This window comes from Nocardia sp. NBC_01009, from assembly GCF_045208035.1.
Taxonomy (GTDB): Bacteria; Actinomycetota; Actinomycetes; order Mycobacteriales; family Mycobacteriaceae; genus Nocardia.
In genome coordinates, this window is the sequence record NZ_CP108695.1 from 3,103,424 (window position 1) to 3,116,396 (window position 12,973).

The window sequence follows — 12,973 nt, forward strand, 5'->3', positions numbered from 1 at the left end:
CCCGGACCGGACGAGGCCGCACAGTCGGCGAAGCACTGAGGGGACGTCCCGCGCGACCACCACGATGGATCGCGCGGGACACACCCTGCTTTGCCGGCTGCGGGGCTTACGGTGCGGTAGGAGCCGGGTCGGCGGCCGGGTAGTAGTAGATCTCGCGACGCAAGCGTTCCAGGTCCGGCGCTGCGGAAGCCGAGGTCTGTGTGTACCGCTCGGACTGATGCACCTCGAGCACGTTTGTCACGTTCTCGTAGACAGACACGCACTCCTTCACCTGGCCGGGCAGGCCGGGAATCATGCGGACGAGCGCGGGGAGGTAGCGGACCACCGCGTCGAGCTGGGCGCGTTGCTCGGCTATCTGGCGCTGCACCTGCTCGACTGCCTCGCGCCGGGTGCAGCCGGTCTCGTGACGGATCGCCCTTACCAGGTTGTAGGGGATATGGTCTGCCTCGTCTCGATCGAACCCGGCCAGGTCGTTCTCCATGGAGGTCACCCAGAAGACGTGTTCCTCGATACGGCGGATCACGGGGTGGTTGCGCAGCTTCGACGGCAGTTCCCGGTCCTGGTACACCTCCAGGCCGGCGAGGATGATGTCGAACCCGCTGGTCGACATCCGCAGCGGCAGGTAGTCGGCCGTGGCGGGAATGTAGCGGTTGATGCGATGGTGGGCTTCGCGTTCGCAGGCGTTGAACCATTCTTCGAGGTCGTCGAGGAACCGCTCCCGCCAGCGGGTGGTGCGGCCCTCGCGCAGGCGCGGCCACAAACTCGCCCACGCCGTCGGGAGCGCGCCGGGCCCCAACGGTTTCTCCGGGTCCTGGCGCAGCATTGCCACCGCGCCCCGCCGCAGCGCGGTGACGGCTTCCGGATCGGTCAGCCGCGAATCTTCGAACAGGTCGTCCCACGCAGCGATCAGCACGGCGATGGCGACGGAGGTCTGTTCATGGGCCGCGTCCGCCGGGGTCAGGGCGGCCTGTGCCGGGAACCGGAACGCTCCTGTCCACCGGTGGTAGTCGGCTTCGGCGGTGGAGGCGACAAGGCCGGTGTCCACCATCCAGCTCTTCAACCATGACATGGCCTGCGGCGAGAAGAGGTTACTGTCGGCGAGGGGTAACTGCGTTGAGGGCCCGGAGACGACACAGCGGGGCGTTCGCCGGTCGAGTATGGACCGAGCGTAGGTGCTCATCGCGTGGCAGGCGCGCGGGTCGACGGCGACGGCGGCAAGCTGACCGGCAGCCTGATCCATGAATTCCTCGGCCATCGCCTGTGCTTCCTCCACGGCGCCGGAGTCGATGACGAGCTCGCGGGCACGTGCGGCCTGCTCACCCGTCATTGCTCTGCGCAGCAGGCGGGCAAGGCTTCGGTCGCGGACAGCCGCGCGGATCACGGGCAACGTGTAGATGCCCTCGGGCAGATCCGCGTTGACGGGCTTGCCCATCTCGTCGGCAGTCGAAGTCAAATCGAGGATGTCGTCATACAGCTGGTAGGCCAGCCCGAAGTGTCGACCGAACCCGGCCAGTGTCTGTTCGTGCTCATCGGAGCGGCCGGCCTGCATCGCGCCCACCCGGCATGCCAGCGAGAGCAGCGCCGCTGTCTTGCCGTCGATCGCGTCCAGGTAGGACTGCTCGCTGCGGGAGGCCACATACTGGTCGGCGGCCTCGATCACCATGCCCGCGCACATCTGCTCACCAGCGATCGCACCCGCGAGCCCTTCGCGCTGGCCGAGTTCGATCAGTATGCGCCCGCCCGAGGACGTCACGCAGTCCCCACCCAATACGGCCATATGCGAACCCCACACCGTGTTGGCACTGGGGCGGCCGCGACGCTGATCCGCGTGATCGATGACGTCGTCGTGATACAGCGAGCCCAGATGCAGCAACTCCACCGCAGCAGCGGCGCGCACCACCCGGTCGTCGGCCGGGGCCGCGGGACCGGTGAGCAGGTAATACGACAGCAACGTCAACGTAGGACGCACCAGACGACGAGATGTGTCGGGCCCTTCATCGGTGAGCGCAGTCAACTCGGGGCGGCCCTCGAACCGCACCGGTCCGAGAACGTCACGGACACGGTCCAAGTCGGCATCCAGGTGCGGGAAGACAGCGGAATCTATTTCACGTGGCACGCGGGAACTCCTGACTGGTTACATCGGTCATCTACAACACCGCCGATCAATGGCAATTCGACACCACCTGGCGCGGAAGATGTTGGTATCGGCCATTTTTGATGCCTCCGCAGCTTGGGGGAGATCGGGTTGGTGAGTCCCGCTGGGGGCGAGTGCCTCCCCGATCTCGAGTTGGTCGCCGACTAGCATCCCCTCCTGAAACCCGTTGTATAAATACATGATTCGGCGGAGTCGAAGACCGGGCCGACCGAAGAAGGCCGAGCCGCTGGCAACCGAGGCCCGGCTGTCGGGAATTGGTGCGAGGTTCCGCTTTCGCGGAGGTCGCGGCTGCCCGCACTTCATCGCGCTCCACGGCCGTCCGATGCCGCTCATCGGCGTGCTTGTCGGCCAGCTTTTTCGCTCCTCAGCCAGCGCCTCGGCGATTCGAAGCTGAGTGTGCGCGTGCGTCAGCTCCTCATCGGTGACGGTAACCATATGGATGATCTCGTGCTCCGCCGCGCCCGCCGCTCCGGCTGCCTCGATAACCGCGCGCGCATCTGGCGCGATGGACTCGGCGGCCCGAGCAATCACCTGAGCGGCAGCCTGGAACTGCTCGACGAGCAGAGCGAACCTGCTCGCGCGCTCCGGTGACCGGCTCTCGGCCTCGACAGCAGCTTCCTCCAGCACCTGCTGAAGCTCAGCGGCGTGTGGTGTAACGAAAGGGATATAACAGAAGTGGAGGGCGCGGATCGGCACCTCATCCGAATCTCCAGGAACCTCGACTGAGGGTGCTCGGTGCCGGAAGCCGCTCGGGTGCCCGATCTGGTCTTCCGTCTCGCACTGGCCGCGGTGGCGGCATCACCGCACCGACGCCGCGTGAGGAAAAGACTGTCGGGTCGGTGGGTTCGTGGAGAATGCTGGATAGCACGGCACAGGTGGCGATCGACGGAAGCGGGTGTTGCGACGGTGCGGAGCAAGAGAGACCGGAGACGCGGTGGGCTCGGTGCCGCCGCCGTCGGTGTCGCGGCGCTCGGCGTCGGCGAAGTGGTCGCCGCGACGCGGGGCGATTCGCTGATCGATGCCATCGGCCGGGCGTTGACCGATGTGGCGCCGGTTCCGGTCGTCGAGGCCACCGTCGCGCTGTCCGGCAGGCACGACAAGGCCGTCATTCGAATCGGAGTCGGTGCGGGCGCTCTCGCGGCCACCATCGGTCTCGGCGTACTGCCAGATCGGGCGCGCACCGCCGCTGTCGCCGCATTCGGCGCCGGCGCGGCCGCGCTCGGGCTGCGGCAGGCGACTCGATCCGCGGCCACCCTCGCGGGTGCGGTCACGGCCGCAGGTGTGCTCGGTGTCGGCCTGCGCAAGCAGCCGCGCGGACTGATCGGCTCGCTCGCGACGGCCGGTGTGGGTGCCGGGCTCTTCGTGGCCGCGCGGGCGCTGCATCGTGACCTCGACCGTCGCCGGGACGAGGCGATCCAGAAGGTCGGCCCGATGGGCAGTCTCGCCGCGGTGCCGCAGGACGGGCTCGAGGACGAGCCGGGGCTGTCGTCGCTGATCACCCGCAACCGCAGTTTCTATGTGGCCGACGTCAATCCGAGTCCGCCCCGGATCGACCCGACTCGCTGGCGGCTGTCGGTCACCGGCATGGTCGCGCATCCGCTGCGGCTCTCGCTGGCCGAATTGGCCGCCGACGCACTGGAATTCGATGCGGTGATGGTTTGCGTGCACAACCGTCCCGGTGAGGGTCGGGCAGGCAACGCCCGCTGGTTCGGTGTCCCGCTGGCGAAGCTGCTGGAGCACGCGATCCCGGAAGTCGGCGCGACCAGGCTGGTGACCAGGGCCGTCGACGGCTACACCATTTCGCTGCCGATCGAGCCACTGCGCTCCGGGGCGTGGCCGGGGTACCTGGTGGTCGGCATGAACGGCGAACCGCTCGCACCGGAGCACGGCTTCCCGGCTCGCGTCTTCGTCCCCGGTCTTTACGGCCAGTACACCGGCGCGAAGTGGCTTGCCGAACTACAACTCACCGACGACACCCACGTCGACTACTGGGTGCGGCGCGGCTGGCCCTCGGAGCCGATCTGGGTCACGCCACAGGCGCGCATCGATGTTGCCGCGCCCGGTCGTGCGGCGGCGGGTACCACCACCGTCGCGGGTGTCGCCTGGGCGCCGCCGCATGGTGTCGCGGGTGTCGAGATCCGAGTCGACGAGGGGGAGTGGCGCGCGGTCGATCTCGGCACCGAACTCGCCCCCGCCGCCTGGCGTCGCTGGCGCACCACCATCGAACTGCCTGCGGGTGCACACTCCGTGCAGGCGCGCGCGATCAGCCGCTCCGGCGAGGTTCAGGACGGCAAGGACCGCGCGGCGTTCCCTGCTGGACCGAGCGGCTTCCACACCGTGACGGTTCGGGTCTGAGGGCGGCGTTCCTGCCCCAGGACATTCGTCCGGAGGCAGGTCGTCGGCACTACCGGTTGAGCCGAACACATTCGGCCCCGAGTTCAGCTCTCCGCATCCCGGCTCGGGGACGCCGCCCATTCGTTCTCGCTGGTCGGTCTCTGGGTCGCGGAGTTCTTGGCGTCCTTGGTTGGCTTCCGGGGCGCGGACTTCCTGAAGCAGGCGACCGCCGCCGGACATGCGGTAGAGCGTGACCGCGTCGCACGGCAGCGGCCGGAAACGCACTGCGCGCCACCGAAAGCCCTGAGGCCGAGCTGATTACGGTCACACGGTAGTGATCGGCTCCTGGAGTTCGGTGACCCAGCCGCTCGGATCCTCGGTGTATTCGAGAGTCACCTCACGGGCATAGCCCGCCGACTTGTAGCCGTTCGCGTCGATCCAGCGGCCCAGCGCCTGCCACGGCTCCAGGACGTTGTCCATGCTGCCCCGGTGGATGACCGTCGCCGCGTGTGCGATGGCGGGCAGATCGACGACAGCGAAGTCGTGCGCGGCATCGGGCTCGATGTCGACCGGAACGGCCGCATGCACGAGCACCGAGCCGTCGCCCGTCGTGTTCTCGTCGTAGTACGCGATCGCGGGACCCGCGATCGCCACCCCGGCCTGTTCCAGGCGTTTGCACACTTCCTCGAACAACGGGCCGACGACAGGCCCGATCGACTGTGGTTCGAAATCACCGGCTACGCCGGTCAATTCGGCTACTCGTACCGCGGGGATGGACTTGATCACCACATCATTGGCAGGCATGGCGCCCTCTTTCTCGATGATGCGGAGCCTCGTTTCGACCTGGACGAGCCGGGCGCGATCGTCGCTGATCCGCTGCTCCAGTTCCGCCCGGCGCAGCGTGAGCATGCCGCGCAGCGCGGCGCTGTCGACCCGGTCGTCGAGGATCCGGCCCACCTGTTCCAGCGTGAAGCCGAGATCCTTCAGCGCGACAATGCGATTGAGCCGAGCCAACTGCCCGGCCTCGTAGTAGCGATAGCCGCTCACCGCGTCGACCCGATCCGGGCGCAGCAGCCCGGTCGCGTCGTAGTGCCGCAGCATGCGCACCGATACCCGTCCGTGTCTGGCGAAGTCTCCGATACTGAACATGACGACTCCTGGTCTATGGCCTGACACGGTGTCAGGGTCAAGGGTGTTGTCGGAACCACCCGGTGTTCGTCAGAATCGGCCACCGCGGCTAGTCCGGCGGGACCCGGAAGAGCCGCCGTAGGAGCCCGGGCGATAGCCGCCCGACCCGGACCTGCCACCGCTCGCCGCGCCACGCAACAGGCCATCGATGAGGATGCCGCCCAGCACCGCTCCTGCCTGCGCGGTGCCGGACGGTCCCTGACGGCTCTCCCAGGCCCGCACACTGGCCTGGGCCTCCTGCAGCGCGCGCCCGGCCATGTCTGCGGCGGCCTGCGCGTGCGCGAGCGCCTGCACCGGATCGGTGGCATCGAGCTGCCGGGCCGCATCGAGATTGCGCTGGGCCTCCGAGAGCCGGGTGCGCGCGTCGGCGTCGATGCCACCGCGGCGGGTGGTGATGTAGTCGGTCGCGGCATCGAGCCGCGTGTGCGCGTCGGTCAGCGCCCGCTCCAGCCTGCGTCGTAGGTCCTCGACGGCCAGTTTGCGATCCGTCGCCGCCGCGTTGGCTCGGTCCAGTTCGGCATCGGCCGCTATCGCGTCGTGGAAGGCATCGAGCGGATCATCCGTCGCGTTGGCCGTTGCCTTCGCCAATGCCGCCTCCGCCGCGGTGATGGCGACGGCGAATTCCGGACCACCGTAGGACACAAGAGTTTTCGCGGTCGCGATGTCGGAGCGCAGCTCCTGCAGTGCGGCAGGCAGCCCGTCGGTCGCCTGCTGGATATTCGCGGCCGCATTGTCGACGGCATCGAGCAGGGCGCGGGCCTGGCCGACCGCCGCCTCTGCGGCGCGGATCGCGGCGACCGCGCCGCCCTGCTTGCCGACCGGCTGGGCAAGAACGGCACGCCCGTTGTCGATGTTGTGTTCCGCGAAGGCGATTCGCGCACGCGCCATGGTCACGTTGTCGCGGATCGGTGCGAGCACGCCGGCCGGGTAGGCGGTGGTGAGCCGGGTGAGCTCGGTCTCCGAAGCCGGTGTGCGTCCGGTGAGTTCGACCAGATCCCTGGTCAGCGCGTCCAGCCGGTCGGCGGCATTGATGAGCAGGTCGCGCATCACGTCGAACTCGGTGACCTGGGCGTCGAGCTCCCGGTCGGCGCGGCCGACCGTGCCGATCAGATCGACGAGCATGGTCCGCTGCTGGTCGGAGGTTTCGGGGATGTCGTCGTCGAGCTGCTGACGGATCGAAAATGCCTTGGAGGCGGCCGTTTTCGCGTGGGCCAGCGTAGTGCTGAACGGGGTGACCGCGGTGGCCCCGAACTCGCCGGTCGCAAGCTCCAGCTCTTCACCGCTGGTGCGGATCGCATTGTCGATCTCGACAAGCACCTCCCGCGACCGCACCTGCAGCACCTCCAGCGACAACGCCCCGAGCGCCACGCTGTTGTCCGGATCCAACTGCCGCGCGGCCCGCAGTTCGGCGGTGCTGCGGTCCTTGCTCCGCTTGCGCGAATACAGCACCAGCCCGCCGACGACGAGCGCGATCACCAGCCCGACGATCAGCAACGCGCGAACGCTGACGCCGCCATCGCCGTGCATGGCCGAATCCAGGCCCTCGGCGGTCGCGATCCCGGCCTCGGCCCATCTGCTCTCCCGCAGCGCGGGCTCGACACGCGTAGTGAGCAGGCTGTCGAGCTCGGAATCGCTGACGCCGCTCGGCAAGTCGCCGTAGAACCAGTAGTCGCGGGTCTGGGTGGCCACGGCGAGCAACAGGTCACGCCTGCCGAAACCGGACAGCGTCGCCGTGCGCGCGGCCCATGTCTCGGGACCGAGTCCGTCGAAGTCCTGCACGTAGACGATCCACAGTCGAACCTGCTGGTTGGCGTACAACTGGTCGACGGCCGAGCGCACATCGTCGAACTGTGCGCGGTCGAGTACCTCCACCGAGTCGACCACATAGGTGCCCAACCGGCTCGGTGGCTCGGCCGTCGCGGTCGCAACGCCGAGCAGTGCGATACCCGCGAGCAGCAAGGTGATCGTCGCCCGGACAGACCAGCGGGCTCGACGATGCGGCAGCAGCATGGCACGAATGTATCGCGAGCACCCACCTGTCGCAGACACCCTGGATACGATCGAGGGGTGATCACGATCGATCTCCCGTACACCGGTCATGTATCCCCAGGATCGAATCCGCAGCAGCGCGATATTCCCGGTGGCCGAATCGTCAAAATGTCCGTCGGCGGCATGGACAACAACTGTTATCTCGTGCAGTGCACCGCCACCGGAGCCGCACTGCTCATCGACGCCGCCGACGAACCCGACCGCATCGAGGCGCTGATCACGCAGGAAGCGCCCGGTCGAATAGTCCTGATCGTCACCACCCACCTGCACCGCGACCACTGGTTGGCGCTGAAGGACATCGCGGCCGCCACCGGCGCGCCCACCGCCGCCCACCGCCTCGACGCCGATGCCCTGCCGATCCGCCCCGACCGCTTGCTGGACGACGGCGACCTCATCGACATCGGCGACCTGAGTTTCGAAGCAATCCACCTTCGCGGCCACACTCCGGGCTCTGTTGCGCTGGCTCTCATCGACGACAGCGGTGTCGCGCACCTGTTCACTGGTGATTCGCTCTTTCCGGGGGGTCTTGGGCGGACAACAAATCCAAACGACTTCGACTCGCTGTTCGCTGACGTGACCAGCAAAATCTTCGATCGGTACCCGGATGACGCGTTCGTCTATCCGGGTCACGGGGATGACACCACGCTCGGTACTGAACGGCCGCAGCTGGGGGAGTGGCGGAGCCGGGGCTGGTGATCGAATCGTCTCGCGAGTCGAACACAGTATGTCGAGTCGCCGGGTCGCTGTTTCGCGGTGCACTCTGGCTCGCTACGGTCGCACTATGACCGGCAGGGAGACTGCGGAATGGGCCGAGCAGCTGGCCCGTGAGTACCTAGCGCCCCTGCCGCGACGCCTCGCACACGTCGAGGGTGTGGCTCGGCAGGCCGCGCGGGCAGCGATCGTGTGGACGATCCTTCATTGCTGGTGACCGCTGCGTGGCTGCACGATATCGGCTACGCCCCAGATATCGCGAGAATCGGGTTTCATCCGGTCGACGGGGCTGAGTTCTTACGCGAACGCTGAATCAGTGACCGGCTGTGTGGTCTGGTCGCAAATCATTCCTGCGCGTGCGTCGAGGCCCGGCACCGTGGAGTTCGTATCGATTGGCCCGACGAGGAATCAGAAGTGCGAGACGCGCTGTGGTGGGCGGATATGACCACGACTCCGTCAGGGGACGTCACCGAGGTTCGGGAGCGTATTGCTGAGGTTCAGGAACGCTACGGACTGGAGCACATAGTTGCTCGATCGGTCGCTGAGGCCGCGCCGTATCTGCTGGAGGCGGCGGAGCGGACGGAAAGCCGAATGGGCTCGCATTCGCTCATGCTCACGACGATTGGGGCCGGTGTACGAGATCAACAGCCGCCATGTTGAGCCGGGATACCTCTATCAAACCCGCCGCGGCGGAGGTCTTGTCGTCGACGGGCGGTGGTCGGCCTGTGATACACCCGCCTCACATCGATCGGTGACAACAGCGTCCTGCATTCGGTAACAACTTTCGCCGTCGTTGCGGCGGGGCCCATTGTGCAACCTCGTCAGGCTGGTGCCGGCCGCGCTGGGTTGGATAACGCCCAGCTGGTCAGTTCAATTGTCCTGTCGGACCCGATTCGTATGCTTGAGTGACCTGGTGTGGCTGGCGATGATGAAGGGGCAACTGTGCAAGCATGGGCTTTCAAATCCGTTGGGGAGGAACGCAGCTGGCAGAGCAACGACGGATATGCGGATGTGCTCGGCTCGGTGTATGTGTACGACAGCGGCGTCGGGAACCACTTGATGGTGACTGTGGGCGACATGATCGTGGTCTACGGTCGAGAGGTCGTGCACGGGGTGTCCCTAATCGACCACATCGACTCTCTCCCGGGACGAAAGCTGCGACGAATGTGCCCCAACTGCGGGCGTACAAGCATCGATCGGCGCGTCACCAAGCGGCCGATGTACTTGTGCGGCAAGTGTCGAAGCGAGTTCGACGTGCCTGAAGAGCGCCAGGAGCCGGTCATTCTCTACACCGCCAGCTATGGAACACACTGGCAGTTGATTGACGGTGCGCTTACAACCGACGACCTCGAAACCGCGGTGAAGACACGCGATCGGCAAAGCGCGATCCGGCGTTGCGATCTCGGTGAACTCTCCAAGCTCCTCGACCGCATCCACGCCCGCGTGCCCAAGCACACGTGCGAGTGGGCTGCCACTCCCGCCGGCGGGCATCGCGTGAGGACTGTTGCCGTGCGGATCAACCAAGACAAGTTCCGTCGGGTGCTGTTGCGCCACTATGGTCTTCGCTGCGCAATCACCGGCGACAATCCCGCGGAAACCCTTGAGGCAGCGCACCTGCGCAAGTTTGCCGACCACAAGTCCCACGACCCCCGTCAAGGGTTGCTTCTGCGCGCGGACATCCACAAGATGTTCGACAGCGGCCGCATGGCAGTGTCACCCGACACCATGCGCCTGGTTGTCGCCCCTGCTCTGGCGTCCTACCTCCACTATGACCAGTTGCGGGACACCGAAGTGAAGGCAGAGCTGGATTGCGATGCGGTGCGGGAGCACTACACCTGGGCCACCGCGAGCTGGTAGTTCACCGGACGGCTGGTGCGGTGGTGCCGCTCACTGCGGTGCTTCATTGATCAAAGTGGTTTCGAAGTGGCGCCGACGTGCTGGGCTGGCACGCCGACGCCACATCACTGCAATCTAGGGGTTCGCCAGTATGAGGTCTGCGAAAGCCTCGGTACGCTCATCTATAGCCTGTTTCGACCATTCGCTGTATCCGAGGACCTGCATGCTCCGAGAAAAATCTGAAACTCTAGGCTTCAGATACTTTTCCTGCTTTTCTGTCAACTCGCGGTTGCCTGCCGATGAATTCTTGCCTTTACTCAATAGAACGAGATTCCCGGCCTTGTTTACAGAATCATCTATTTCGCGTTGATTGAACCATTTCCGCCACTGGCTTCCAGACCCTGGATTCTGTGGTAGCACATGCTCGATGGAACGCACTGTAAAGTATCTTGGGTCATGAAGCTCGCTAGCGGATATCTCTGCTCGCAGAAGCATGTATTTGCAGTACCCTGTTGAATAGAAGTTAGGTACAAGGCAAGCGTCGCGGATGTCGTGGACGGAAGGCTTTACTGCTGCGACGGCATCGGAGCCCGACCTGCCGGAGTCGATGGCCTTCAATAGATCTGTATATACGGCGTAGCGCTCGTCCTTGCGCATCGCCATTGCCCAATGTCCCAGATAGACTTTCTCGATAAAGAGCAGGTAGGTATAAATGCCTTCCTTGCCGAACGAATGGGCGTAGGACAGGACGCAAGCCTTCCACTCGGAGGCGTGAAAATGGCCAACCATTGCCCACATCATAGTTTTGAATCTGGTATCTTCCTCGTCTCCTTCCATGAAATCCCGATCAACAAAGAGTTGCTGATACAACTGGGCAAAGTCGTCGAGCTCGTCGAGAAAGCGCTTGCCGCGAGTGGGCATTGCTGGCCGATCGAAAACGCGATGCTGAAACTCATTCAACAGGTCTTGTTGAGGTTTGTCTTTGACGTAGATCAGTCGAAGCAAGTGAAATAGATCCTCGAAGTTCCGTTCTCCAAGATTATCTTCCATTGCCTCCCAGTTATGCGCATATCGTCTGCGGCTACTCTCATCCGCGATGATACTGGGCTCGATATTGCGCGCTTTGAGTATATCAATGCGGCGAAGCTGCTTACCGCGATCGTTGACTACGGTAGCCGGAAGGGGGTCGGTGTGTGTCCTCGTCATAGGCGTTAGGCCTGCCTGGGGCACGCAGTGTGATGGTGTTCAGGGCGGCAACCCGTGGTTGATTGATGCGTGTGCATCAATTCCGTTGAGGCACAAGCACCAGTCAACTGCCACCAGTGGCGTGCTTCAGACGTCGCCGACCGGCGAGGTGCTGGGCGCCCGTTGGGTACCGAATCAGCTGCGGCGGAAGCCGGGGCTATGTACTGGGTTCGTTGTCGCGCTTTAGATTTCGCATCGGTTCTGTTGGTGAGCGGACATAACGTCAGTGACTGGGCCCCGATGGCAGGTCCACCGGCTATGCGAGTTGTAGTTGCTGCTCGAACTCGGTCGGTACCCATTGCTCACGGAATGCTTGCGGGGTAAGGAAACCCAGCGATCCGTGTGGCCGGTAACTGTTGTACTCGATGCGCCAATCCTCGGCAAGGACCCGCGCCTCGGTCAGGGAATGAAACACCTCGCAGGACAGGAACTCGTCGCGGAAACGCCCATTGAACGACTCGCAGACACCGTTCTGCCACGGCGATCCCGGATCGATGAACGAGGCATCGACCCCGGTGAACCGGCACCAATCCCGCATCGCGTGTGCGGTCATCTTGGTGCCGTTGTCCATGCGAATGTGTGTTGGCTTCCGCCCGGTTGCCACGATGATCTCGTGGAGCACACCGACCAGCTGATCGGCGGTGCACGACCGGAATGCCCTGGTAGCCAAAGCTTCCCGCGTAAACTCGTCGACAATGTTGAGGAACCGGACTTGTCGGCCGTCGACGGTGATATCGACCTGGAAATCCAGGGCCCACATCTGATCTGGAAACGACGCCTTCAACCGCTGATTCCGACCCGGCCCGATGCGGCGTTTCTTACGCACTCGACTCGGTCGCTTCAATCCCTCCTCACGCCAGAGTCGTTGGGTGCGTTTGTGATTGGTGACCAGACCTTCGCTGCGGCACAAAGCGTGGGCCTTCCGCCAGCCCCACCGCGGATGACGCCGGGAGATCGCGCGCAGCCGCTCCCGCAGCGTCCGTTCGACCTCGGCGACCGCCGGCGACCGACGTTGCACCGACCGCGACTGCCCCACCACTGCACAGGCGCGGCGTTGCGAGACCCGAAACCGCTGCTGCAAAACCACCACGGCCCTGCGACGGCGGTCCGGGCTCAGTAGTTTCCCCGGTTCACTTCCTTGAGCATGTCGATATCGAGGGCCTGCTCGGCGACCATCTTCTTCAACCGCGCGTTCTCGCGCTCCAACTCCTTGAGCCGTTTCGCATCGTCGGATTTCATGCCGCCGTACTGGGCTTGCCAGCGATGCCAGGAAGCCTCGGAAATCTCGAGGTGCTTACACACCTCCTCGATCGAGAATTTCTCCCCGATCAGCTTCTCGCCCTCGCGCAACTTGCGGATGATCTGCTCGGGGGTGTGTCGTCGTCGCGCCATGTCGTGATCTCGTCCTCCTGCACCCATTCTGGTGCATCAGAACTCTCACAACCGCTGGACCTG

Annotated in this window: 11 protein-coding genes; 5 read left to right on the forward strand and 6 right to left on the reverse strand. The window is 65.0% G+C overall.

Annotation, left to right across the window (positions count from 1 at the left end):
* Window positions 1-106 precede the first annotated feature (106 nt).
* Window positions 107-2,116 carry a polyprenyl synthetase family protein gene (locus OHA42_RS13750; protein ID WP_406237297.1) on the reverse strand — a complete coding sequence of 670 codons (2,010 nt, stop codon included), beginning with the start codon at window positions 2,114-2,116 and terminating at the stop codon, window positions 107-109.
* A 27-nt stretch (window positions 2,117-2,143) separates the two neighbouring features.
* Window positions 2,144-2,782 (reverse strand): hypothetical protein, encoded by a 639-nt coding sequence (locus OHA42_RS13755; RefSeq protein ID WP_406237298.1) that lies wholly within the window; start codon window positions 2,780-2,782, stop codon window positions 2,144-2,146.
* 279 nt (window positions 2,783-3,061) lie between these two features.
* Between OHA42_RS13755 and OHA42_RS13760 the strand changes: the two genes are divergently transcribed.
* A complete protein-coding gene (locus tag OHA42_RS13760) occupies window positions 3,062-4,510 on the forward strand; it encodes a molybdopterin-dependent oxidoreductase (RefSeq protein WP_406237299.1) in 1,449 nt (482 codons plus the stop codon).
* A 303-nt stretch (window positions 4,511-4,813) separates the two neighbouring features.
* Here OHA42_RS13760 and OHA42_RS13765 read toward each other — a convergent pair whose 3' ends face one another.
* Together OHA42_RS13765 and OHA42_RS13770 are read right to left on the reverse strand one after the other, a co-directional pair.
* Window positions 4,814-5,638 carry a MerR family transcriptional regulator gene (locus OHA42_RS13765; protein ID WP_406237300.1) on the reverse strand — a complete coding sequence of 275 codons (825 nt, stop codon included), beginning with the start codon at window positions 5,636-5,638 and terminating at the stop codon, window positions 4,814-4,816.
* Window positions 5,639-5,707: 69 nt separating this feature from the next.
* A complete protein-coding gene (locus tag OHA42_RS13770) occupies window positions 5,708-7,687 on the reverse strand; it encodes a TPM domain-containing protein (protein ID WP_406237302.1) in 1,980 nt (659 codons plus the stop codon).
* 57 nt (window positions 7,688-7,744) lie between these two features.
* Here OHA42_RS13770 and OHA42_RS13775 point away from each other — a divergent pair, with 57 nt between their 5' ends.
* From OHA42_RS13775 to OHA42_RS13790, 4 genes are all read left to right on the forward strand, one after another.
* Complete coding sequence (locus OHA42_RS13775; RefSeq protein WP_406237304.1) at window positions 7,745-8,422, forward strand: MBL fold metallo-hydrolase; 678 nt, start codon at window positions 7,745-7,747, stop codon at window positions 8,420-8,422.
* Between the two features lie 85 nt (window positions 8,423-8,507).
* Entirely contained in the window at window positions 8,508-8,654 is a 147-nt protein-coding gene (locus OHA42_RS13780; protein ID WP_406237305.1) for a hypothetical protein, read from the forward strand.
* Entirely contained in the window at window positions 8,651-8,749 is a 99-nt protein-coding gene (locus OHA42_RS13785) for a hypothetical protein (protein ID WP_406239339.1), read from the forward strand. The genes OHA42_RS13780 and OHA42_RS13785 overlap by 4 nt, the downstream gene beginning before the upstream one ends.
* Window positions 8,750-9,379: 630 nt before the next feature.
* Window positions 9,380-10,294: an HNH endonuclease gene (locus OHA42_RS13790; protein ID WP_406237307.1), complete on the forward strand. Its 915-nt coding sequence runs from the start codon at window positions 9,380-9,382 to the stop codon at window positions 10,292-10,294.
* Window positions 10,295-10,408: 114 nt separating this feature from the next.
* On the opposite strand, the gene OHA42_RS13795 is transcribed toward OHA42_RS13790, so the two are convergent.
* Window positions 10,409-11,479: an HNH endonuclease family protein gene (locus tag OHA42_RS13795; protein ID WP_406237309.1), complete on the reverse strand. Its 1,071-nt coding sequence runs from the start codon at window positions 11,477-11,479 to the stop codon at window positions 10,409-10,411.
* A gap of 295 nt (window positions 11,480-11,774) precedes the next feature.
* Window positions 11,775-12,910 (reverse strand): IS3 family transposase gene (locus tag OHA42_RS13800; RefSeq protein ID WP_406237311.1). Its coding sequence is split into 2 segments (ribosomal slippage): window positions 11,775-12,649 and window positions 12,649-12,910, totalling 1,137 coding nucleotides; the frame shifts between segments, so codons are not numbered across the junction.
* Between the last annotated feature and the right edge of the window lie 63 nt (window positions 12,911-12,973).

Bases quoted from the DNA above. Each gene is read 5' to 3' on its own strand.
- OHA42_RS13765 (WP_406237300.1), bottom strand. From the start codon at position 5,638: ATGTTCAGTATCGGAGACTTCGCCAGACACGGACGGGTATCGGTGCGC.
- OHA42_RS13780 (WP_406237305.1), top strand. From the start codon at position 8,508: ATGACCGGCAGGGAGACTGCGGAATGGGCCGAGCAGCTGGCCCGTGAG.
- OHA42_RS13770 (WP_406237302.1), bottom strand. From the start codon at position 7,687: ATGCTGCTGCCGCATCGTCGAGCCCGCTGGTCTGTCCGGGCGACGATC.
- OHA42_RS13795 (WP_406237309.1), bottom strand. From the start codon at position 11,479: ATGACGAGGACACACACCGACCCCCTTCCGGCTACCGTAGTCAACGAT.